This window comes from Glycomyces amatae, from assembly GCF_020991375.1.
Taxonomy (GTDB): Bacteria; Actinomycetota; Actinomycetes; order Mycobacteriales; family Micromonosporaceae; genus Glycomyces; species Glycomyces amatae.
Genome location: NZ_JAJLQZ010000005.1, coordinates 391864 through 414949, shown reverse-complemented (window position 1 = coordinate 414949; position 23086 = coordinate 391864). Strand labels below are relative to the sequence as shown.

Below are 23086 nucleotides of genomic sequence, written 5' to 3'. Positions count from 1 at the left end.
GCGAGCGCCTTCCAAGGCGGCTGCGAGCAGCTCGCTGAAGCGGGGCTGAAGCGCTCGGTCCGCTCGGTCGGTCCACGGAGTTCGACGCTTGAGGCACCGCTCGAAGCGGCTCGCGCGGCGCTTTCTCAGGCGGCGGGGACGGGTTGCGCCGCTTTTTCGGCGGCGAGGAGCTCGTCGCGCTTGACGCGGTGGAGCACGAACGGCGCCAGCGGCACCACGGCGCAGGCGAGCGCCACCAGGGTCATCACGAAGCCCCACTGGAGGCGGCGGCGGATGAGCAGGGTCCCCAGCACCATGAGCACGAACAGGGCGCCGTGGAGGGAGCCGAGGGGCATCACCAGGTCGATCTCGGAGACGCGGCTCAGGAGCGATCCGAAGACCAGCAGGAGCACGAAGGACCAGCCCTCGGCGAGGGTCAGCATGCGGTAGCGGAAGACCGGGTTGGCGAACATGGCGGGTTCCCTTCGGTGGTGCGGGTTCCGGTGCGATGCGGGTGTTCGGCGGCGGTGCCGCCGAACGCGGCGTGGTGGGGTCCGCGATGCGCCCCGGCGGGTGCTGGAAGGCGCTGTGGCCAGACCCTAACACCGCCGAGTGCGAGAACCCGGTGCGAGCGGCACCGGTCCGTCACCGGTCACGGTGAGCCCCACGACAGTCGGGTGTCGTCCGGGTAAGGGGGTGGAAGGACGGGAGCGCCCGATCCTCTCGGCGCGACTACAGCCCGGGCCCGGCCGTCGCGGGCCTCCCGTGCCGGAATCCGCACGCGCGGTCCGAGCGCTGCGGCCCCTGCGCGGGGCGGGCCACACGCCTCGCGCGGCGTGGGCCGCCCGCCGAGACCCCGAGTCCTCCCATCGCCGCGGACCGCCCGCACGGCCGCGCCCCTCGTCTCCGAGCCGCATCGCGCAGCCGCAGGCCCGTGGGCCGGCCTTCCCGGGCGCTCCGTGCCGAAACCTGCGCGCGGCCCGTGCACTGCGGTGCCTGGGCCGGTCCCGGCGGGTCACATTCTTCGCGCAGTGTGGGCCGTCCGCCGCCGCCCGAGCCTCCCAGTGCTGCGAGTCGTCGATGCGGCCTCGTCCTTCATCGCTTGCGGCCCTTTCCGCGGTGAGCGCTGTCGCAGGCCGGACGCGGCGCAGGCGCCGCCGGGTGTCCGCCCCGCGGCGCCTGCTCCCCGTGTGTCCGGCTGCCAGAGCGGCTACAGGCCTGCTTCTCGCTCTATCGGCCCGCGGCCTCCGGCTACCGGCCGGTGCCCCGGATGATCGCGTTGCACTCGCGTTGCAGGTCCTCGTCGGCCCACATCGGGTGCTGCGGGGCCGCGTTCGAGCACACTATCGAGCCCCAGGCGCCCACCCGGGCCGAGTGGGCCGCCGCGTCGCGGCAGATCTGGGCGCCCACCGGGCCCTCCTCGAAGTCGCAGTCCCTCGGCGTGTAGCCCACCCAGCCCTCGCCGAAGACCAGCGGCACTCCCATCCGGGCCGCGTGGTCGGCCGCCACGTCGATCCAGTCGCGCAGCTGCGCGGCCATCGCCGCGCGGTGCTTCCCGTAGCGCTCGTACAGCCAGCGGTCGAACCGGTCCGGGTCGCACCAGTCGTGGACGTAGACCTCGGTGCGCTTCATGATCGTGGCGCGCCGCTTCCACTCCGGCTCCGGCGCCGCCTCCCATTCGGCCAGGCGCGGCGCGCCCGGCCGGAGCAGCTCGGCGTCGGCCCGCTCCTGCGGGAAGAGCGCCGGGTCCTCGCGCAGCGCGAACTCCCGCACCAGCTCGTCCAGGACCCCGTAGACGTACGGGTGGAACACGAGCGCGGTCGCGTTGCGCGGCAGTCCGCGCAGCGCGGCGATCGGGACCCCCGCGTAGTTCGGGGCGCACCGCACCTCCGGGTGCCGCGCCTGGAACGCCGCGATGCCCGCCTCGAGCCGGTCGCGCATCTCGACCACGGGGTCCTCGCGGCCCGGCAGCCCTTCGGCGAGGTACCCGAGCTGGACCTCGTTGTGGAGTTCGACCAGCGCGATGGTGTGCGCGAGCCCGTGCTCGGCGAGGAGGTCCACGAGGTCGGCCTGGGCTTCGGCGAGCACGCTCAGGCGCTTCTCGGGGTCGACCGCGTGCAGCGCCTCGTACCAGCCGCTCTCCGCCGCGAGCGACGGGCTCTGCTGGTACTCCCAGGAGGACGCGATGACCGACACGCCGTGCCGGTCGGCGGCCCGGAAGAACTCCAGGAGGTGGGCCTTCGCGTCGATCACCGTGGGCTGCTCGACGTCGTACCAGCGCACCCGCTCGGCGTACCCGGGGCCGAGCGCCTCCAGCCGCAGCGCGGTCGTGTCCAGGCCGGAGCGGAACAGCAGGAACGGCATGGCGCAGATGCGGACCGCGTTGTAGCCGAGGTCCACGGCGCGGGCGAACGCGGCGTCGAGGTCCTCGAAGGGCTCGCCGGGGCCGGTGCGCGCGTACCAGGAGAAGTCCCAGAGCGTGATCGCGAGGCGGTCCGGCAGGTGGTCAGGTGTCACGGGTGCGTCTCCTTGCGGTTCGGTCATGACTTCACCGCCCCTGCGGTGAGTCCGGAGATGAGCTGCTTGCGCAGCAGGACGAACACGGCGATGGCGGGGATCGCCGCGAGGACGGCCCCGGCCAGGACCAGGTTGTACTGGCGGCCTTCGGCGCCGAAGAGCGCCTGGAGTCCCAGCGGGACGGTGTAGTACTCGGGTTCGGAGACCACGACCAGGGGCCACAGCAGGGTGTTGTAGGTGTTCAGGAAGCTCCACACGGCGAGCGCGCCGAGCGCGGGCCGCAGCAGCGGCAGGACCACGGACCGGAAGGTCCGCAGTTCCGAGCAGCCGTCGATGCGGGCGGCGTCGAGGATCTCGTCGGGAATGGACTGCTCGGTGTACTGGCGCATCATGAAGATCCCGAACGCGGGCGCGACCCACGGGACGACCAGGGCGAACAGCGGGTGGGAGAGGCCGAGCTTGGCGACCAGGACGAACAGCGGGACGACGATGACGGCGAAGGGGATCGCCAGCGAGGAGAACATGACGTCGAACAGCAGCCGCTTGCCCTTGAACTCGTACTTGGCGAAGCCGAACCCGGCGAGCGAGCACAGGAGCACGGTGGCGACCGTGCTGATGAGCGCGACGGAGGTGCTCATGAGCATCCACCGCCAGAACGGCTGCTCGGCCAGGAGCGTCGCGTAGTTGAAGAGCGTGGCCGGGTCGGGCCAGAGCTTCGGCGGGAACGCGAAGATCTCGCTGCGCTCCTTGAAGGAGGAGGAGACGGCCCAGGCCAGCGGCGCGAGGTAGACGAGCGCGAGCAGGACGAGCGTCGCGTAGAGGCCGGCGCGGGCCGGGCGGACCCGGCGGCGGCGGGGCGTGCGGGCGGCGGTGGCGTTCATCGGGTCCTCCCCACGCCGAAGGCGCTGGAGGCGAGGCGTCCGAGCGCGAAGACGATGACGAACATGACCACGCCCGCGGCGGCGGCGTAGCCGAGCTCCTGGCGTTGGAACGCGGCCCGGTAGACGAACATCGACACCGACAGGGTCGACTCGCCGGGTCCGCCCTGGGTGAGCAGGAACGGCTCCTCGAAGATCTGCGCGGTGTTGACGAGCATGGTCACGGCGATGAACGCGGTGACCGGTCTGAGCTGCGGCAGCGTGACGGAGAAGAACCGGCGCACCGGTCCGGCCCCGTCGACCTCGGCGGCCTCGTGGAGTTCGCGCGGGACGGCCTGCATCCCGGCGAGGAAGAAGATCGTCAGGTAGCCGGTCCAGCGCCACAGCACCAGGACCACCACGACGACCCGGGCCCACCACGGGTCGGTGAGCCATGAGACGCCGCCGAAGCCGAACAGCGCCTCCATGACCGCGTTGACGAGGCCGTACTCGCCGTCGAAGATCAGCCCGAAGATGAGGGCGATGATGATGGGCGACAGGACGACCGGCAGGAAGTAGACGAGCCGGAACAGGTCGCGGAGCTTGAGGCCGCGGGCGTCGAGCGCCTGGGCGATCAGGAGCGAGGCGGGCAGGACGACGAGGAGCGCGAACGCGGTGTAGAACGCGGTGTTCCCCAGGGACGCGCCGAAGCTCTGGTCGCCCAGGAGCCGGGTGTAGTTGTCCAGGCCGATGAACTCGGGCGAGCCGAGCCCGGCCCACCGCGTGAGGCTCAGGTAGACGCCCGCGCCGATGGGCACGACCATGAAGCAGGTGAACAGGATGAAGAACGGGGAGATGAACAGGTAAGGGGCCCATCGCCTCTGTCGGTTCTGCGCGCGGTCGGACCGCGCGGCGGCGGTGGCGGTCATTCGGACACCTGCCTTTCGTAGGCGTCGACGCCTTCGCGGAGCGCGTCCTCGGCGCCGATCTCGCCCTTGAGGGCGCGCAGGACGGGCCCGCCGAGGCTGTCGCGGAGCACGGCGAGGTCCGCGGCCTGGTAGAAGGCGGGCATTTCGGCGACGGCGGCGCCGTAGACCTCGAAGATGCGCTGGTCGCCGAGGTAGGGGTCGGTGAGGTTCTGGAACTCGGGGGTGTCGTAGAGGTCGGCGAGGGTCGGCAGGTAGGCGCCCGCGGCGTAGCGGGCCAGCTGGCCTTCGGGGGTGAGGTAGCAGCGCTGGAGGAAGTCCACGGCGGCGTCGGTGAGGACCTGGTCCTTGACGACGCCGAACGCGGTGCCGCCGAGGGTGGAGGCGATGCCGCCGCCGCCCGCGTAGCGCGGGATGGTGCGGGCGCGCCAGAGCCCGGCCTGGTCGGGGACGTTGGCCTCGAGGCCGTAGACCTTGTACCAGTTGGGCATGACGGTGGCGATGAGCCGGCTCTCCTTGAGGGCGGCGCCGGTGGCGCTGCCGTAGGGGTCGGCGAGGGACAGGAGCGCGCCGCTGCGGACGCCTTCGGCCATGAGCTCGAGGACCTCGACGTTCTCCTCGGAGAGGACGATGAGCTCGCCGTCGGCGTCGTAGAGGCCGCCGCCGCGCTGGAACAGCGCCTGCATGTAGCCCTGGACGATGGCGGTGTTGTCGCCGTCGGAGACCATGCCGACGGCCTGGCCGGTGTCGGCGGCGACCTGCGCGCCGATGTCGAGCAGCTCCTCCCAGGTGGCGACGTCCTCGGGGATGCCGAGCCGCTCGAACTCGTCGGCGCGGTAGTACATGACCGAGACCGAGTTGTCCGATTCGAGGGCGTAGACGCCGCCGTCGACGGTGTAGGGCTGGGTCTTGAGCAGCCCGTCGCCGAGGGGGTCGGTGAGGGGCGAGAGGTCGACGAGCAGGTTCTCGGCGATGCCCTCGCGCATCATGCGCGGGAACTGGCCGAGTTCGAGCCCGGCCATGCTCGGCAGGGGCCGCTGGGCGACGGCCTGGTTGATCAGGCGCGAGATGATGTCCGGCGGCGCGATGGAGGTGACCTCGACCGAGTAGGTCCAGGCGCTGTCGCCGACGAGTCCGGCGTCGGCGGCGGCGTCGGTGAAGAACGTCGCGTAGCCCGGATCGTGCGTCCACAGTGTCAGGTCGGCCTGGCCGGACCGGAGGGGGTCCCCCTGGGTGGGCGAGGAGCACGCGGCGAGCGCGCCGATCCCGGCGGCACCGATTCCAGTGGCGCCGGCGAGCAGGCCTCTGCGGTTGAGGGTCATGACGGGTCCTCCTCGGCGTGGAGCCGGACCTTGCCGACGCGGACGAGCACGGCGGCGTCGAGGGTGACGCCGTCGGGGACGCCGCGGACGGACGGGTCGACCCATACTCCCGTGGCGCGCCGCCACGGCAGCAGTCGGAGCCGGACGCCGTGCTCGACGGCCTGCGGGTGCGGGGTGAGGTCGATGTCCCAGTCCCGGCCGTGCCAGAAGTGGTCGGACACGAGGCGGTCCCCGATGAAGGCGCGGCCGGTGTCGCCGGTCCACGTGAGGCGCAGGAGCGCGCGGTCGGCGCCGGTGAAGTCGGGGACGTCGAGGCGGACGTCCGCGGCGGCGCTGTAGTCGTCGGGGGCGCTGAGTCGGTCCATGGGGCCGCCGCGGCGGGGCTCGGGCGCGGGCCCGGCGGCGGGTCTGAGGCCGGTGGGCAGCGGGATCGGCCCGGTGTCGTGGGCGGTGAGGGTCCAGGTGCGCCAGGGCCCTTCGTCGCGGGGCGGGTCGAGGTCGGCGCCGTCGGCGGTGAAGGCGGGAGGCGCGGGCAGGACCGCGACGGTGACGCGTTCGGCCTCGGGGTGGACGACGAGGTCGCCGTGCTCGGCGTAGACGGGCGCGTCGGCGAGGACGAGGCGTTCGCGTCCGGCGAGGTCGAGCCGGTAGAGGCGGTTCGCGCTCGCGTCGTCGAGGACGAGGAGGCGGACGCCGGGCAGCTCGATGAGGCAGTCGGGGCCGGGCGGGGCGGGGAGGTCCGCGGTGGTGACGCGGCCGGGCGCACGCTCGCCTGGAGCGCGGTCGGGCGCGTGCCCGCTCGGCGCGCCCTCGGGCGAGTGCTCGCCTGCGCCGTCCCTGAAGGGGTGGCCTTCGGGAAGGCCGTCGATCACGATCTCGACCGGGACGCCGTCGGTCGCGGCCAGGACCACGAGGTCACCGGTGCCGGTGCCGCCGCCGGTGGCGATGCGGGTGAGGAGCTGCGCGGTGGCGCTGCGGAGGGTCAGGTCCGGCGTGAGCGGGTAGCGCAGGGGCCAGGCGAGGGAGTGCCCGGCGGGGACGTCGACCGGCGCGCTCGGGACGGTCACGCTCGTCTCATCGAAGTGGACGGTGAACTGGACGCCCCGCTGGGGCGCCAGGGGCCGCTTGGGCGGCTGGTAGGTGGTGAGGAACAGGTAGCCGCTCGTCCCGTCGGAGCGGACGGCCCAGCGCAGCTCCTCGGGGTCCTCGCTCCCGCCGCCGACCTCGGCGGCCATGGCGGCGATGCGGTGCCCGTCCTCGCGCAGCCACAGGTGCTGGCGCCGCAGGTAGTGGTGGTGCGGGCGGATCTGGCCGTGCTCGCCGATCGGCGCGTGGAAGTCGTAGGACAGGGCCGGGACGTCGTTGGGATAGCCGGTGTCCTGCGACTCCTGTTCGGGCCCTTGGGGTCCGGTGCGCTGGGTGCCGCCCGCGTACATGTAGTAGCCCTGCCAGGCCGAGCCGCTGCCGATCTTGGCGAGGGCCAGGGCGGCGACGTCCTCGCCGGAGACGAGGGGGCGGCGGTGGTAGGCGACGTGCATGCCGCCGCCGAGTTCGCAGGTGGCGAAAGGAGTGGCAGGGTCGCAGGTGGCGAAGGGGGTGGCGGGGTCGCAGGTGGCGAAGGGGGTGGCGGGGTCGCCGGCGGCGACACCGGCCGGGGCGGCGGTGACGCCGTCGAGGGCTTCGCGGAGGTCGGCGCCGACGGTGAGGTCGTCGCGGACCTCCGAGTAGCGGTAGTGGAAGGGCGCGAACGCGGCCCACTCGGTCGTCTCGTCCTCCCAGAAGCCCTCTGAGTAGGCGCTGTAGACCGGCAGGAGGGTGTCGGGGACCTGGGCGCCGCCCCAGCCGGTGGCGGTCCAGATCGGGACGCGCAGGCCGAGTTCCTCGGCGAGGGCGCGGAGGGTGGCGAGGTGGCCGGGCTGGTCGTAGAGCTCGTTGTCGACCTGGGCGGCGACGACCGGGCCGCCTTCGGCGTGGGTGAGGCCCTTGAGCTGCGCGATCGTCTCGGCGTAGAGGGGGCGCACGAGGGCGAGGTAGTCGGGGTCGTCGGTGCGGGTCTTGAGGTCGCGTTCCATGAGCCAGTCGGGGAAGCCGCCGTAGCGGGCCTCGCCGTGGGCCCAGGGGCCGAGGCGGACGACGACGTCGAGGCCGTGCGCGGCGGCGAGTTCGGTGAAGGCGCGCAGGTCGAGGTCGCCGGTCCAGTCGAAGCGGCCGGGCTCGGGTTCGTGGGCGCGCCAGAACACGTAGGTGGCGACGGAGTCGAGGCCGCCGGCGCGGGCGTGCCCGAGGATCTCGTTCCAGCGCTCGCGCGGGGTCCGGGAGTAGTGGATCTCGCCGGTGATCGGGAACCAGGGGCGGCCGGCCCGCTCGATGCGGCGGGAGGTGACCTCGATGCGGTCGGGGGCGCCTTCGGGTTCGCCGAACGGCAGGTGGCCGCGCCGCGGGCCCGGCGGGGCGGTGGCCCGCAGTTCGCGAGGGGCGGGGTTCGGGTCGTTCATCGCTCTCCTTTGAGGATGGTTCGGTTCGTGGACGAGGGCCGGTCGGCTTCAGGGCACCCGCTGCCGCGGCCGCGGTGTTCGCAGGATTGACGAGCGGGCCGAGTGCGGCGCCCGGTCGAGGGCGCGCGGTCCGCGAGGGCCCGGCGGTCGGTGGTTCATGTCGCTCCTTCGCGAACGGTCCGGCTCATGGAAGGAGGTCAATCGGTGACCGCCTTCCCGGTGCGGGCTGCCGCGGCGTCTGCGCCCATGGCGTTCGCTGCCGTGAGGCCCGCCTTCGCGGCGCTGTTGAGCGGGTCGCGGTCGAGGGCGCTCCGGGCGAGTTCGGCGGCCTGTCCATGATCGCCGTCCAGGAGCGCGAGCTGGGCCCTGAGGACCAGGACGCGCGTGTCGTGGGCGGCCTGCACGTCGGCGGTGAACAGGAGCATCGTCGGCAGGGAGGTCGCGAAGTAGTCGACGCGGGCGCGGGCCCCGGCCTGTTCGTCGATGTAGCGGGCGAGGCCGTCGCGGAGCGCCTGCGCCGCTTCGTGTTCGCCGAGGCGGCGCAGCGCGGTGACGGCGGCGGCGGTGTGCTCGGAGTGGGCGCGGACCTCCATGGACTGGAAGTCGCCCTGCTGCGCGGCGGCGGTCGCCCAGGCGGTGCGGGCCCGTTCCTCGTCGCCCGCGGCGGCGAGGGCGTCGCCGAGCGCCAGATGCAGGTCGGCGGTGTTGGCGAGGAGGTGCCGGGCCTCGCCGAGGCTCGGCACGGGCGCGAGCGCGGCCGCCGCGTGGTCGACCGCGCGTTTCGGGTCGCCGTCGGCGAGGGCCCGGCGGGACAGGGCGAGGTGGGCGTCCTCCCAGGCCGCGAGGACGCGGCCTTCGCCGCCTTCCCAGGGTTGGAAGGCGCGGGAGCCGAGGAGGTCGAGCGCGTCGCCGGGTCTTCCTGCGGCGGTGAGGAGTTCGGCGAACTGGACGGCGAGGTCGTCGCGGGTCTCGACCAGGTCGCGCCGGTCTTCGAGGACGGCGAGGCGGGCGGCGGGGGCGACGCCGCGGCGGCCGTCGAGCTGGTCGGCCTCGTACAGGAGCCGGGCGTCGTCGGGCGCGGCCTCGCGGGCGCGTTCGTACCAGGAGGCGGCGGCCTCGGGGTCGCCTTGGACGTTGTGGGCGGCGACGCCGAGGTTGCGCAGCACCACCGGGTCGCCGGTGGCCGCGGCGGCGGTCCAGGCCGCGATCGCCTCGTCGCGGCGGCCCGCGGCGTAGAGCCAGTGCCCGGCGAGGCCGGCGAGGACGGGGTCCTCGGGCCGCCGCGCGCGGAGCCGCGCGAGGGCGTCGTTGTCGGCGGCCGAGGGGAAGCACCAGGTGCGGTCCAGTTCGCGGAGGCGCCGCAGCGCCGCCTCGGCGGCGGTCTCGGCGGCGCGGCGCAGGTCGCCGTCGGCGCGGTCGGGCGGGGCGGCGTCGACCTGGCCGGAAGCCGGCGGGAGCGCGGCATCGTCGCTTCGCTCGAACTCGAGGTCGGCGCGGTGGAGCCACGCGAGCGGGGCGACGTTGACCTGGCCGGGCGCGGGGGCGAGGCGGGCGGCGGCGTCGAAGCGGTCGAGCGCGGCCCCGTCCTCGCGGATCGCGCGGTACTCGAGGGCCACGTCGAGCGCGATCGTCGGGTCGGTCGTGGGTTCGGCGGCGCGGCCCGGGCGGTCCTCGGAGGCCGTGTCGGACCCGGGCGCCGCGGGCGCGCCGCCGCGGATCCGGGTGGCGAGGTCGCGGGCCCAGGCGTCGAGGGGGTTGTCGCGCAGGGTTCCTCGGACGATCGCGGCCGCGAGGTCCCGGTCGCCGCCGCGGAGCGCGGCCACGGTGCGGAGGTTGCGGGCCTGCGTGTGGCGCGGGCTGCGGTCCAGGAGCGCGTCGAGTGCGGCGGCCGCGTCGTCGTCGCGTCCGGCGGCGAGGTCGATTTTGGCGGTGGCGACGGCGGCGGCGTCGGTCCAGGCGGCGTCCCAGGACGCGGTGCCGAGGGCGGCCTTGGCCTCCGCGGCGCGGCCGAGCCGGGCGAGGACGAGGCCGAGCCGGTAGTGGGCCTCGCCGTCGCGCGGGTTGGGGTTGCGGCGGGTCAGGCGGGCGACGGCGGCGTTCAAGTGGCGTTCGGCCTCGTCGAGGCGGCCCGCGCGCATGAGCCGGGCCGCGAGCGCGGTGCGGCAGCGGGCGTCGCCGGGGTCGCGGCGCAGGGCCTCCTCCCAGTACGGCTCGGGCGAGCGGGTGGCGTGCCGGTACTGGGCGAGGTGGAGGCCGGTGAGGTAGAGCTCGTCGACCGAGTCGATGTCGGCGGGCGCCGGGGGCTCGGTCGCGGACTCGGCGGTCGCCGGGGCGGGTTCGGGGCGCGGCCTCCAGGACACCAGCGTCCGGCCGTCGTGCTCGACCAGGAGTTCGAGCTCGGTCGGCGCGGGGGCTCGGTCGCCGTCGAGGTCGACCTCGCGGACGTGCGGGGCGCCGGGCTCGAGGTCGGCTGCGGCGTCGTAGAGGATCCGGTCGCCTGAGCGGAGCCGGATCCTCGCGCCGGGGCGGGGGGCCGTGACCGCGGCGGCGATCCGGGCGCGCGTCCGGCCTCCGGCGGCCTCGACGTCGAGGCGCACGGCGGCGTCGCGGGTGGCCTGGTGGACGGGGCCGGTGTCCTGGATCGGGTACCAGTACTGGGAGAAGGTCCTGGTCTCGCCGGGTCTGAGGAACGCGAAGTCGGGCTGGTTGTCGGTGAAGACCCCGGCCATGAGCTCCACATAGGGCCCGCCGGAGTCGGTGAGGTGGGCGTCCCAGGCCCAGCCGAAGGGGGCGTTGCCCCAGGTCCACTGCTTCTTGCCGGGGGCGGTGCGGTGGTCGGCCCAGTGGACGAACCCGGCCCCGGCGCCGTGGTCGTAGCCGCCGAAGAAGTCGTCTTCGGTGCCCAGGCACATGTACGAGGTGGGGACGGGGATGTTGCGGTACCAGTCGAGGCGGTCGCCGTCGGGGGTCTCGGCGCTGCGGCGGGCGGGGTAGTCGACGCCGTAGTAGCGGCCCTGCGCCGCGGGGAAGGTCGTGGTGGCGCGCTTGGCGTGGTCGGCGACGGCGCGCACGTCGGTGGGGAAGAACGACTGGTAGTCCTCCCCCGCCTTCGCGGCGACGTTGGCCCACCACAGGAAGGTCTGGACCTCGTCGGTGCGGTTGACGAGGTGGCCGCGCAGCTCGACGAGGGCGCTGCCGGGGCGCAGGCGGATGCCGTGCATGCCCTGCATGCGGGCGAACGGGTCGTGGTCGGAGCACCAGGCGGTGACGGCGCCGTCCGCCTCCGCCTCGATCGCGGTCTCGGTCGGCAGGTGGGTGGCGGGCCGGTGGTGCTGGGGCCAGTTGAACTCGACGCCGCCGGAGACCCAGGGGCCGGCGAGGCCCACGAGGGCGGGCTTGATGACGTCGTTGCGGTAGAAGAAGTCGTACCCGCGCGTCTTGTCGAGTCCGATGTGGATTCTTCCGCCGAGTTCGGGGAGGATCATGAGCCGCACGTACTCGTTGTCCAGGTGCAGCGCGTCCCACTCCCGCGGGGCCTTCTCGCGGGCGACCGCGTCGATGAACGGCAGCGGGTAGACCGCGCCGGAGGAGCCCTGGTAGACGCGCTGGTCCAGGTAGGCGGGGTAGCGGTCGGGGGCGGCGGGCTCGTAGGTGTCGATCGAAACCGGCTCGCGCCAGGCCCGCACGGGCCGGTCGGCGAGCGCGTCAGGCACCGGCGGTAGGACGATCCTCGACTCATCACTGGACATGACCCTGACCGTACGGCGGCTTGACGTCGTCTGTCGATGGTCGTTTCAATGGAGGACATGGACGAAACGACGACCGAGCCCGAGGCGGGGGCGATACCCGACGGCTTCGCCGGGCAGCGGATGCTGGTGGTGCCCCGGGACGCCGCGGCCAAGGCCCTGCGGCACCCGGTCGCGGGGAAGCTGCTGGTCACCGACGCCGGGTGCTTCCCGCACGCGGCGCGGCACGGGCGCTCCAGGCCGCGCGGGGCGCGCGAGCACGTGCTGCTGGTGTGCACCGACGGGGCCGGGTGGTGCCGGGTGGACGGCGCGCGCACCGCGGTGGGGCGGGGCGGGGCGGTCCTGCTCCCGGCGGAGCGGCCCCACGCGTACGGCGCGTCCCAGGAGGACCCGTGGACCGTGTGGTGGTTCCACTTCACGGGCGCGGACGCGGACGAGCTGGCCCGGGCCGCGCTCGACGCGGCGGGCGGGCCGGTGACGCACCTGCGCGATCCCGCGCCGGTGGCGAGCCTCATCTCGCAGGTCATCGACGGGCTCGACGCGGGGCTGACCGTGTCGGGCTTCACGCGGGCGGCGGGCGCGGCCTGGCACGCGCTGGCGCAGGTGATCGCGACCGGGCGCCGCGGGCCCGGCCCGAGCCTGAGCCCGCTGGAGCGGGCGGTGGAGCACCTGCGGGCGACCGCGCCGCGGCGCACGGCGGTGGGCGCGCTCGCGGCGATGTGCGGGCTGAGCGCGTCCCAGCTCAGCGCCCTGTTCCGGGAGCGGCTGGGGGTCTCGCCGCTCCAGTTCCAGGTGCAGTTGCGGATGGCGCGGGCCCGGGAGCTGCTGGACGGGACGGCGATGCCGGTGGCGGCGGTGGCGCGCCGGACCGGCTACGAGGACCCGATGTACTTCTCGCGCCAGTTCACGCGCCAGCACGGCATGACCCCTTCGGCGTACCGGAACCGCTGACGGGCCGCCGGTCCCTCGCCCGGTCAGATGCGGCGGCTGACCTCGGGGCGCCAGTTGCGCTCGCCCGTCAGCCGCACCGCCAGGACCGTCGTGATGAGCACGAGCAGGCCGATCGCGGCGAGCGGGGGCAGCCAGGGCGCGGCGGCGGCGGCCGCGGCGAGGGCGAGCCCGCCGACGGCCCTCGCGCGCCAGTCGGTGCCGACGGCGAGCCGGAAGTAGACCGCCTGCGCGAGCAGGTACAGGGCCGGGCCGCCCATGAGCAGCACGCCCGCGACCCCGGAGCGGGGGTCGGCGGCGTGCTCGATGAGCAGCTCGCTGCCGGCGGCGAAGGCGACGAGCCCGGCGAGGAAGAGGTAGGTCATGTCGATGCCGAGGCGGACGGCCCGGATGGGGTCGTCGGTCTCGGCGGCGTTGCCGACCGCGATGCGCTCGCCGCGCCCGAAGTAGGTGAACCAGAGGCCGACCAGGGCGATGAAGGTCCCGAGCGCGGCGGTGAGGATGAGGGGCTCGTTCGGCTGGTGGGCGATCGTCTCGCCCAGGGAGAGGACGGTCTCGCCCAGGAGGATGATCAGGAACAGCCGCAGGCGCTCGATGAAGTGCTCGGCGTCGAACGGGAGCCGTTCGGAGTCCAGGGCGCGGCCCGGGAGCGGGTGGGCGGTCCAGGCGCCGACGAGGTCGATCATCGCCGCGGCGGCCCACAGCCACAGCTGCGCCTCCGGGGCGACGGCCGCGCCGGTCAGCCACAGCGGTCCGCTGAAGGCGAGCCAGGTCAGCTGCCGCGCGAAGTGCCGGCGCATCCGCACCGAGGGGGCCTTCAGGGCGGCGATGGCGGCGGGTGCGGCGAGGGCGACCAGCAGGGTGGCGACGAACAGCCAGGCGCCGTGGTCGAAGGCGCCGCCGATCGCGGAGTTCATGAACAGGCCGACCCCCATCGCGCCGACCGCGATGAGGCGGGTCCAGGAGGCCTGGATGTCGAGCAGGGACACCTCGAAGCTGGTGAACGCCCACACGCCGCACACCGCGACCGTGAGCACCAGGGTCTCGGCGGCGCCGCGCCAGCTCAGGTGGGCGGACAGGTGGGCGGTGAGCTGGGACATCGCCAGGACGAACACGAGGTCGTAGAACAGTTCGAGGGGGGAGACCGCGCGGTGGCCGTGCGGCGGCGCGCCTTCGGCGGCGCGCGGGTCGCCGGGGTCGGCGCTCGTCGCGTCGGCGGGCATGGGGCCTCCTCGGTCGTCAGGGCACGATCGAGTCGACGTAGCCGCCGTCGACGCGGACGGCCGCGCCCGTGGTGGCCGAGGCCAGCGGCGAGCTGAGGTAGGCCACGAGGTTCGCGATCTCCTCGGGTTCGATGAGGCGGTGCAGCAGCGACTGCGGGCGGTGCTCGCGCATGAACTCGCGCTGCGCCTCGTCCCACGGCAGGTAGCGGTCGACGAGCTGGTAGACGAACTCCTCGACGCCGCCGGTGTGGGTCGGCCCGGCGATCACCGAGTTGACGGTGACGCCGGTGCCCGCCGCCTGCTTGGCGAAGCCGCGCGAGACCGCCAGGAGCGCGGTCTTGCTGGTGCCGTAGTGGATCATCTCCTCGGGGATCACGATCGCCGAGTCGCTGGCGATGTTGAGGACCCGGCCCCAGCCGCGCTGGGACATGCCCGGCAGGTACCGGCGGATGAGGCGCACCGCGGAGAGGACGTTGACCTCCCAGTACCGGCGCCACTCGTCGTCGGTGATGTCCAGGGCGCGCTGCGCGCCGAAGATCCCGAGGTTGTTGACGAGGATGTCGACGGCGGGCAGGTCCTCGGCGAGCGCCGCCTCGCCCTCTTCGGTGGCGAGGTCGGCCGGGGCGGGGAAGAACCGGTCGACGCCGGTCTCTATGGTGAACCGCTCGACGGCCGCCGCGACCTTGTCGGGGCTGCGGCCGTTGACGCCGACCCTGGCGCCCGCGAGCGCGAGCTTCTCGGCGATCGCGGCGCCGATCCCCTGGGTCGAGCCGGTGACGAGTGCGGTCCTGCCGTCGAGGTCGATCGCGATCATGGGTTCACGCTACCCAAAAAGGCCGGTCCGTAAGCCCGGACCTGATCAAGGGCGTTCGGGGGCGCGGTCAGAGCCCCAGATCGCGCCGGGGGTCGCCGACCATGGCCGCGGGGTCGACGATCCGGTCGAAGTCGGCGGCCTCGACGCCGAGGGCGGTCGCGGCCTCCCGGAGGGTGGTGCCCTCGTGGTCGGCCTTGTGGGCGATGGCGGCGGCCCGGTCGTAGCCGATGTGCGGGCTGAGCGCGGTCACGAGCATGAGCGAGCGGTCCACATGGGAGGCGATGCGGTCGCGGTCGAGTTCGGTGCCCTCGACGCTGTGGACGCGCAGGTGCGCGGCGGCGTCGCCGAGGAGGCGGGCCGAGTGGAGCACGTTGGCGATGACGACGGGCCGCATGGTGTTGAGCTGGAAGGTGCCCTGGGAGCCGGCGTTGGCGACGATCGCGTCCTCGCCGATGACCTGGAGGCAGACCATCACGGTCGCCTCCTGCTGGGTCGGGTTGACCTTGCCGGGCATGATCGAGGAGCCGGGCTCGTTCTCGGGCAGGCGGAGCTCGTGGAAGCCCGCGCGCGGACCCGAGGCCAGCCAGCGCATGTCGTTGGCGGCCTTCATGAGCGCGACCGCGACGCCGCGCAGGCCGGCGCTGGCGGCGACCATGCCGTCGAGCGAGCCGAGGGCGGCGAACTTGTTGGGGGCGCTGACCAGGGCCAGGCCGGTGAGCTCGGTGAGCTTGAGGGCGACGGCGTCGCCGAACCCGTCGGGGGCGTTGATGCCGGTGCCGACGGCGGTGCCGCCCACCGCGAGCGCGCCGACGGCCTCGAGGGACTCGTCGAGGCGCGCGAGGGCGTCGCGGAGCTGGACCTCCCAGCCGGACCACTCCTGGCCGACGGTGAGCGGGGTGGCGTCCTGGAGGTGGGTGCGGCCGATCTTGACCACCTCGGCCCATTCGCGGGCCTTGCGGCCGATGGTGTCGGCGAGGGCCTCGACCTGCGGGATGGTGTGCCCGCGGACGGCCCGGAGGGTGGCGACGTGCATGGCGGTGGGGAAGGTGTCGTTGGTGGACTGGCCGAGGTTGACGTGGTCGTTGGGGTGGACGAGGCGGTCGGCGCCGAGCCCGCCGCCGAGGAGCTGGCTGGCGCGGTTGGCGATGACCTCGTTGACGTTCATGTTGGACTGGGTGCCCGAGCCGGACTGCCAGACGTGGAGGGGGAACTCGGCGTCGAGGGCGCCCGAGGCGACCTCGTCGGCGGCCTGGGCGACGGCGGCGGCCAGGTCGGGGTCGAGGCGCCCGGCCTCGCCGTTGACGAGCGCGGCGGCCTTCTTGACGAGGCCGTAGGCGTGGTGGAGGGGCCGGGGCATGAGGTCGTCGCCGATGTCGAAGTGGACGAGGGAGCGCTGGGTCTGGGCGCCCCAGTAGTGCTCGGCGGGGACGTCGATCGCGCCGATGGCGTCGGTCTCGGTGCGCGTCCCGGTCGCGCCGGTGCCGATCGGGATGTCCTTGTGCAGCAATGCCGTCTCCGCCCTGTGCGCGGCCGCGGGGCCGCTCGCCCGATCGCCGCCCGGGGGCGGCCTGCCGTCCGCGCGGGCCGGGCCGCGCGGGGTGACGATCGTATCTCGCGGGGCCCGGAGGCGGTGTGGTACGCGAAGTCCTCGGCGGCGCGGCGGCGGTTTCGGCGCGGCGGCGGCGCCCGCGCGGAGGTCTTGGCAAACGCCATCGAAAACTGTCGACAAAGCGTTGTGTATCGAAAACTTTCGATATAAGCTTTGGTCACCCTCACGGAAGTTTCATTGAAAGTTTCGGCATGAGTGGTCTCCGCGCGATGTCGGCACCGATCCCCGTGCCGCCCCACACCGTCGACGATGGACCTCCGCCCCACCACAGAAGGATTCCGTCATGGCATCATCGATCGCGCCCGGACCCGCTCCGGGGCGCTCCCGGCACCGCCGCCGCCTGCGGTTCGCACTGGTCGCGCTCGCGTCAGTGGCCGTCGCCGCGGCGCTGGCGCTGGCACCCCGCATCCACAGCGCCGAGGCGCAGGTCCAGGCCTCCTCCGAGTGGGACGGCGCCGACTGCGACGTCACCGTCCCCGGGAGCTGGGCCTCGAGCTCACTGCTCCCCGACCCGTTCACGAAGATCGACGGCAGCCGCGTCACCACCCGGGAGCAGTGGGAGTGCCGCCGCTCGGAGATCAAGGAGCTGGCCGAGCGGACCATCTACGGCGACAAGCCGGAGGCGCCCGACAGCGTCACCGGCACGGTCACCTCGTCGCGGATCACCGTGAACGTCTCGGAGGGCGGCCGCAGCGCCAGCTTCTCGGCCACGGTCCAGCTGCCCGGCGGCTCGGGCCCGTTCCCGGCGGTGATCGTCTACGGCGGCTTCGGCGCCGACACGAACACGATCCTGTCCTCGGGCGCCGCGGTGGTCAACTTCGACCCGGGCTCGGTCGGCGCGGAGGGCACCTCGCGGAACAACAAGCAGGGCGCGTTCTACACCCTGTACGGCGCGTCGAGCAGCACCGGCATCCTCATGGCCCAGGCCTGGGGCGTCAGCAGGATCATCGACGTCATCGAGCAGTCGGGCGGGTCGGTGCTCAACACCAGCACCGGCGTGACCGGGTGCTCCCGGTACGGCAAGGGCGCGTTCGTGGCCGGCGCGTTCGACCAGCGCATCGATCTGACGATGCCGATCGAGTCGGGCACCGGCGGCGCCCCGGCCATGCGCTCCATCGCGCAGGAGGGCGGTTCGCAGCCGCTGAGCAGCGCCTACGGTGAGCAGCCGTGGCTGGGCGACGCGTTCAACGCGTACACCTCGAACCCGAACGGGCTGCCGGTGGACACCCACGAGATGGTCGGGATGGTCGCGCCGCGCGGCCTGTTCATCATGGAGAACCCGCACGTCGAGTGGCTCGGCGCGCGCTCGGGGGCCGTGGCGGCGCTCGGCGGCGCGGAGGTCTACAAGGCGCTCGGGGCCGAGGACAACATCTCGTACCACTCGAACGTGTCCGACGGGACGCACTGCGCGACCCGCAGCGAGTGGCGGACGCCGCTCCAGCAGAGCATCAGCACGTTCCTCAAGGGCAGCGGCAACCCGCCCGGCGTGATCAACATGCACTCGAGCAAGTCGGCGAACCTGTCGCAGTGGCGCAACTGGACGACGCCGACGCTCGGCCAGGGCGACCCGGAGGAGACGACCACGCCGCCGGACGAGGAGACCACCGACCCGAAGGAGACCACGCCGCCGGAGGAGACCACGCCGCCGCCGAGCGGCGACGGCTGCACCGCGAGGGTCGAGGTCGTGAACGAGTGGGGCTCGGGCTGGCAGGGCAACGTCCATGTGACGGCCGGGGGCAGCGCGATCGGCGGCTGGACCGTGACGTGGACGTGGCCGGGAGGCCAGCGGATCAGCAGTTCATGGAACGCGTCGGTGACGAGTTCGGGGGCGTCGGTGACGGCCGGCGACGTGGGCTGGAACGGCTCGCTGAACTCGGGCCAGACCAGGAACGCCTGGGGCTTCGTGGCCAGCGGGAGCAGCGTCGAACCGACGGTGACCTGCACAGCGGCTTAAATCCCGCGCGGCGGCGGACCGGTTCGGAGCTCCGAGCCGCCGCCGCGCACCCGCCTTGGCCGCACTGCCTCACCGCACTGCACCGCAGCTCAGCTCAGCTCAGCTCAGCTCAGCTCAGCTCAGCTCAGCTGAATCGTCGTACCCGCAAGGCACCATCGAAGCCGGGGGCGCCTCGCCGCGCCCGTTTTGCCCGGGAACCGCCGCGACACTCCCAACCCCACTGGCGCAGCTCGCGGCAGCGCCGCGCACCCGGCCGCTGAAACCGTCGTACCGACCCAGCACCATCGAAGTCGGGGGCGCCTCGCGAGGCCCGATTTGCCGCGAACCGCCGTGACACGCCCGGCCCCGGCTCCACACTCGCCGCCGCGCGCCTCGCTCCTCCCCCACTGACCGGTCGGCCGGTCGAATCGGTCACAACCGGCTCCCGCGATGTGAGCGCTCATCGCCACTCCTTGGTACGTTCGCGGTCGTGCCCCACAACGCCGCATCGGACCCGCCCCCTTCGATCCGGCTGCGCAGGCTCGCCCTCCCCATCTACGGCCCCACCGTCCTGATCTCCATCGGCATGGGCGCGGTCGTCCCGCTCATCGCCCTCTCCGCGCTCGACCTCGGCGCCACCGTCACCCAGGCCGCGATCGTCGTCGGCCTCATCGGCTTCGGCCAGCTCTGCGGCGACCTCCCCGCCGGGGCCCTGGCCCAGCGCTTCGGCGAGAAGCGCGTGCTCCTCGCCGCCTGCATCGTCGAGGCGGCCGCCCTCCTGGTCGCCTCCCGCACCGACGCGCTCGCGGTGCTCGCCGCCGCGGTGTTCGCCATGGGCCTCTCCTCGGCCGTGTTCGGCCTGGCCCGCCACGCCTACCTCTCCGAGGCCGTCGCGATCGGCTTCCGCGCCCGCGCCCTGTCGACCCTCGGCGGGACCTTCCGCATCGGCTCGTTCATCGGCCCGTTCGTGGGCGCCCTCCTCATTGAGCAGCACTCGTTCGGCGCCACCTACGCGTTCGCCGCCGGGACGAGCCTCGCCGGCGGCCTGCTCAGCCTGGCCCTGCCGGACCTCCCGTCCGGCCGCGCCGCGGAGTCCGAGGCCCCCGTCCCGGAGAAGCGCAGCCTGTGGCGGGTCCTGGCCGACCACAGGAAGGTCTTCGCCACCGCCGGGACCGGGGTCTTCCTCATCATGATCGCCCGCGCCTCGCGCCAGGCGATCATCCCGCTGTGGGCCGCGTTCCAGGGGCTCGACGCCACCACCACGAGCATCATCTTCGGCCTCGCGGCCGGGGTCGACATGCTCCTGTTCTACCCGGGCGGCGCGATCATGGACCGCTTCGGCCGCATGTGGGTCGCCCTGCCCGCCATGGTCGTCATGGGCGCGGGCTTCCTGCTGCTGCCGCTGTCGGGCACGGCCCTCACCATCGGCCTGGTCGCCTGCTTCATGGGCCTGGGCAACGGGATCTCCTCGGGGATCGTGCTCACCATCGGCTCCGACGTGGCCCCCGACGCGGGCCGCCGCCAGTTCCTCGGCGGCTGGCGGCTGTGCGCGGACCTGGGCAACGTCGCCGGGCCGGGCCTCATCAGCCTGGTGTCGCTGGCGTTCCCGCTGGCGGCCGCGGCGGTCGCGCTGGGCGCCATCACCTGGTTCGGCGCGGGCTGGCTCGCCCGCTGGGTGCCGGTGTACGACCCGGCGCGGCGGCCGAAGGAGCCCGTCGGCGCCGCTTAGGCGCGCTCCTCGATCCAGTCGGCGATGCCGTGCTCGGTGAGGATGGCGTCGAACGCGGCCTCGGTCGCCCCGAGCATCGAGGCGTCCCGGTCGAGCACCGAGGGCACCAGCTCGGGCGGGTCCTCGCTGCGGAACCCCATCGTGCCCGCCTCGTACGCCGCCGCGAAGGCGTCGGGCGCCGCCCGCCGCAGCTCCGGCGCGAGGCCGCCGAGGCAGACGACCTCGGGGTCGAAGACGTTGACGAGCCCGGCCGTGCCGCGACCGAGGACCGACGCGCACTCCGCCACGGCCGCACGGGCTCCGGGGTCGACGAGGGCGTCGATGAGGTAGGAGCGCGGGTCGTCGGGCTCGTCCTCGCCGCGCAGGCGGGCCACGGCGCGGCCGTCGACGGCCACGTCCCAGCACCCGCGCGCCCCGCACGGGCAGGCGACGGCCGGGTCGCCGAAGGGGGCGTGCCCGAACTCGCCGCCCGCGCCGGTCGCGCCGGTGAGGGCCCGGCCGCCGTCGACGAAGATGCCGCCGAGGCCGACCTCGACGGTGAGGAAGAGGACGGCCCGGCCGGGGTGGTTCAGGCGGGCCTCGGCGAGTCCGGCGAGGGTAGCGTCGTTGCCGAGCGCCTGCGGCACACCGGGAAGGAGCGGTTCGACCTCGACGTCGCGCCAGTTGAGGACGCTGGCCTGGACGATGGTGCCGCGGCGCACGGTGCCCGCGGTGGAGACCGAGACGGCCCGCACGCGGCGGCCGTAGCGTTCGGCGAGGCCCGCGACGGCGTCTCGGACGGCGGCGAGCACGCGGTCGGGGCGCTTGGAGGTGTGGCGGCCGGTCGCGGTGTCGGTGAGGCTGCCTTCGAGGTCGGCGACGGCGACGCGCCAGTCGGACTGGCGGATGTCGACCACCGCGGCGAGGGGCCCTTCGGGGTGGGCGTGCAGGCTGGTGGTGGGCCGGCCGCGGCCCGAGGGCGGGGCGGGGCGCTCGGCGATGAGGTCGAGGGCGCGCAGGCGGGCGCAGATCTCGGTGGCGGTGCCGCTGCCGACGCCGAGGGCGCGCGCGGCCTCGGCGCGGGTGACGCCCGGCTGCGCGCGCACGAGGTTGAGCATGTCGAGCGCGCCGCTCCAGCGGGCGGCCTCGGCCCGGCCGACCTTCGCGCGGCCTTCGGCCGCGTCCTCGGCAGGGGTTCCGGCTTGCATGTCGTGACCTCCAGCAATTATCCTCGCGTTACGAGTTTAATGATCCCCGGAGGGCTTCATGCGAAGCTACAGCAACCCCTCGGCCGTCCTGCTCGACATGGACGGCACCCTGGTCGATTCCGACGGCGCCGTGGAGCGCACCTGGGAGGCCTGGTCCCTCGAGTACGGCGTGGACCCCGCGCTCACGCTCGCCGACGCGCACGGCAGCCCCTCGGCGGCCACGGTCGCGAGGCTGCGCCCCGACCTGGACGACGACGGCGTCCGGGAGGCGACGGCATGGCTGACCGCCCTCGAATACGAGGACCTGGCGGGCGTGGGGCCCGCCGAGGGGGCGCTGCGGCTCGTCGCGGTCCTAGAGCGCTCCAGCATCCCGTGGGCGGTCGTCACCAGCGCGGACGAGCGGCTCGCGAGGGCCCGCCTCGGCGCCGCGGGCATCGAGCCGCCGCTGCTGCTCACCGTCGACGACGTCGAGCGCGGCAAGCCCGACCCGGAGGGGTACCTGAAGGCCGCCGCGATGCTCGGGGTCGACATCGCGGGCTGCCTCGTGGTCGAGGACTCCGAGCCGGGCCTGGCCGCGGGCCGCGCGGCCGGTGCGATGACCGCGTCCCTGCGCGGCCTCGAGGCGGACCTGAAACTGGCCGACCTGGGGCGGCTGGCGGGCCTGCTCGAAGTGAGCCACCGGGTGCGCAGTGGCCGTTGACGCGGCCGCCCCTTCGCGCGAGGTCGGCCGCGTCGTCGGCTTCGCGCAGGCCGGGCTCGGCTACCTCGTGGCGTCGTTCGGGCCCTATCTGGCCGGGATATCGTCCGAACTGGACCGTCCGCGCGGCGAGCTCGTGTGGCTCACCATGACCTTCGGGGCCGGGCTGGTCCTGGCGGCCATGACCGGCCCGGCGGTGCTCCGCGCGGGCACGGGCCTGGTGCTGCGCCTGGCGTGCGCGGGGATCGCGGTCGGCGCGGCCGCGATGGCGCTGTCGCCGCACCTGCTCGCGGCCGGGACGGGGTCGGTCCTGGTGGGCCTCGGGTGCGCGGCGGTCACGCTGGCGACGCCGTCGCTGCTGCGCGGGCCCGGGGCGGCGAAGCGGATCGTGATCGCCGTGGGCGTCGCCAGCGCGGCCGGAGTGAGCGCCCCGCTGGCGTTCGGCGCCTTGGAGACCCTGGGCCTGCCGGGCCGGTGGGCGATCCTGGTGCCGGTCCCGGTGCTGCTCGCGGCGGTGGCGCACCGGACCGTGGCGGGGCCGCGGGACGGCCCGGCGCCGCGGACCGCGGTGCCGCTGGCGCCCGCCGCGCTCGGATGGCTGGGCGTGGTGCTGAGCGTGGCGTGCGAGTTCTGCTTCGTGGTGTGGGGCGTGGCGCGGCTGGTGGACACGGGGGTCGCGCTGGGGACGGCGTCGGCGCTCGGGGCGAGCTTCGGCATCGGGATGGCCTTGGGCCGCTTCGCGGGACCGCGGTTCGTGAACCGGTCCTGGGCGGTGGCCGCCGCGGCGGCGACCACGGCGGCGGGCACGCTCCTGGTCTACGCGGGGCGGGACCCGTACACGGTCACGGCGGGGATCGCGGTGGCGAGCCTGGGGATCGCGCCGCTGTACCCGATCATGCTGGGGCGCCTGGTGGCCGTGCCGGACCTCTCGGACCGGCATTCGGCGTCGATCGGGTCGCTGGCCTCGGGGACGGCGATCCTGGCCGCGCCCGCGGCCCTGGGCTGGCTGGACGCGCAGATCGGCCTGCGGGAGGCGTTCCTGCTGCCGATCCCGCTCCTGCTGGTGCTGCTGCTCCTGAGCCGCAGGCGATGAAACGGGCCCCG

16 protein-coding genes are annotated in these 23086 nt (G+C 74.2%); 5 read left to right on the top strand and 11 right to left on the bottom strand.

From position 1 onward, the window contains the following. Positions 1 to 125: 125 nt before the first annotated feature. The 7 genes from LO763_RS11065 to LO763_RS29385 form a co-directional block, all read right to left on the bottom strand. Positions 126 to 452, bottom strand: coding sequence for a DUF3817 domain-containing protein (locus LO763_RS11065; RefSeq protein ID WP_230602042.1), 327 nt, complete (start codon positions 450 to 452; stop codon positions 126 to 128). A 778-nt stretch (positions 453 to 1230) separates the two neighbouring features. After that, positions 1231 to 2496 (bottom strand): cellulase-like family protein, encoded by a 1266-nt coding sequence (locus tag LO763_RS11060; RefSeq protein ID WP_230602041.1) that lies wholly within the window; start codon positions 2494 to 2496, stop codon positions 1231 to 1233. A 23-nt stretch (positions 2497 to 2519) separates the two neighbouring features. After that, complete coding sequence (locus tag LO763_RS11055) at positions 2520 to 3377, bottom strand: carbohydrate ABC transporter permease (protein ID WP_230602040.1); 858 nt, start codon at positions 3375 to 3377, stop codon at positions 2520 to 2522. Further along, positions 3374 to 4282, bottom strand: a complete 909-nt coding sequence (locus tag LO763_RS11050; protein ID WP_230602039.1) for a carbohydrate ABC transporter permease — start codon at positions 4280 to 4282, stop codon at positions 3374 to 3376. Before LO763_RS11050 ends, LO763_RS11055 begins: the two co-directional genes overlap by 4 nt. Then, the gene (locus LO763_RS11045) at positions 4279 to 5601 is read right to left on the bottom strand and encodes an ABC transporter substrate-binding protein (RefSeq protein WP_230602038.1); all 1323 of its coding nucleotides are present in this window, start codon (positions 5599 to 5601) and stop codon (positions 4279 to 4281) included. The genes LO763_RS11050 and LO763_RS11045 overlap by 4 nt, the downstream gene beginning before the upstream one ends. Beyond that, the gene (locus tag LO763_RS11040) at positions 5598 to 8096 is read right to left on the bottom strand and encodes a beta-galactosidase (RefSeq protein WP_230602037.1); all 2499 of its coding nucleotides are present in this window, start codon (positions 8094 to 8096) and stop codon (positions 5598 to 5600) included. Before LO763_RS11040 ends, LO763_RS11045 begins: the two co-directional genes overlap by 4 nt. Positions 8097 to 8293: 197 nt before the next feature. Continuing rightward, positions 8294 to 11845: a DUF5107 domain-containing protein gene (locus tag LO763_RS29385; protein ID WP_304608811.1), complete on the bottom strand. Its 3552-nt coding sequence runs from the start codon at positions 11843 to 11845 to the stop codon at positions 8294 to 8296. A gap of 57 nt (positions 11846 to 11902) precedes the next feature. Here LO763_RS29385 and LO763_RS11025 point away from each other — a divergent pair, with 57 nt between their 5' ends. Continuing rightward, entirely contained in the window at positions 11903 to 12793 is an 891-nt protein-coding gene (locus tag LO763_RS11025; RefSeq protein ID WP_230602036.1) for an AraC family transcriptional regulator, read from the top strand. Positions 12794 to 12816: 23 nt separating this feature from the next. Here LO763_RS11025 and LO763_RS11020 read toward each other — a convergent pair whose 3' ends face one another. The 3 genes from LO763_RS11020 to LO763_RS11010 all read right to left on the bottom strand — a co-directional run bounded on the left by LO763_RS11020 (position 12817) and on the right by LO763_RS11010 (position 16334). Next, complete coding sequence (locus LO763_RS11020) at positions 12817 to 14013, bottom strand: low temperature requirement protein A (RefSeq protein WP_230602035.1); 1197 nt, start codon at positions 14011 to 14013, stop codon at positions 12817 to 12819. 16 nt (positions 14014 to 14029) lie between these two features. Next, positions 14030 to 14824 carry an SDR family NAD(P)-dependent oxidoreductase gene (locus tag LO763_RS11015; protein WP_369431965.1) on the bottom strand — a complete coding sequence of 265 codons (795 nt, stop codon included), beginning with the start codon at positions 14822 to 14824 and terminating at the stop codon, positions 14030 to 14032. Positions 14825 to 14894: 70 nt separating this feature from the next. After that, positions 14895 to 16334, bottom strand: coding sequence for a class II fumarate hydratase (locus tag LO763_RS11010; protein ID WP_230602033.1), 1440 nt, complete (start codon positions 16332 to 16334; stop codon positions 14895 to 14897). A 385-nt stretch (positions 16335 to 16719) separates the two neighbouring features. Here LO763_RS11010 and LO763_RS11005 point away from each other — a divergent pair, with 385 nt between their 5' ends. Next, positions 16720 to 18390 (top strand): glucuronyl esterase domain-containing protein, encoded by a 1671-nt coding sequence (locus tag LO763_RS11005; protein ID WP_230602032.1) that lies wholly within the window; start codon positions 16720 to 16722, stop codon positions 18388 to 18390. A gap of 469 nt (positions 18391 to 18859) precedes the next feature. After that, the gene (locus LO763_RS11000) at positions 18860 to 20098 is read left to right on the top strand and encodes an MFS transporter (protein ID WP_230602031.1); all 1239 of its coding nucleotides are present in this window, start codon (positions 18860 to 18862) and stop codon (positions 20096 to 20098) included. Here the strand turns inward: LO763_RS11000 and LO763_RS10995 are convergent. Then, positions 20095 to 21285, bottom strand: coding sequence for an ROK family transcriptional regulator (locus tag LO763_RS10995; RefSeq protein ID WP_230602030.1), 1191 nt, complete (start codon positions 21283 to 21285; stop codon positions 20095 to 20097). The genes LO763_RS11000 and LO763_RS10995 overlap by 4 nt on opposite strands. Before the next feature lie 58 nt (positions 21286 to 21343). Here LO763_RS10995 and LO763_RS10990 point away from each other — a divergent pair, with 58 nt between their 5' ends. Then, positions 21344 to 21985 carry an HAD-IA family hydrolase gene (locus LO763_RS10990; protein ID WP_230602029.1) on the top strand — a complete coding sequence of 214 codons (642 nt, stop codon included), beginning with the start codon at positions 21344 to 21346 and terminating at the stop codon, positions 21983 to 21985. Continuing rightward, on the top strand, positions 21975 to 23075 hold the full coding sequence (locus LO763_RS10985) for an MFS transporter (RefSeq protein WP_230602028.1): 1101 nt from the start codon (positions 21975 to 21977) through the stop codon (positions 23073 to 23075). Before LO763_RS10990 ends, LO763_RS10985 begins: the two co-directional genes overlap by 11 nt. Positions 23076 to 23086: the final 11 nt, after the last annotated feature.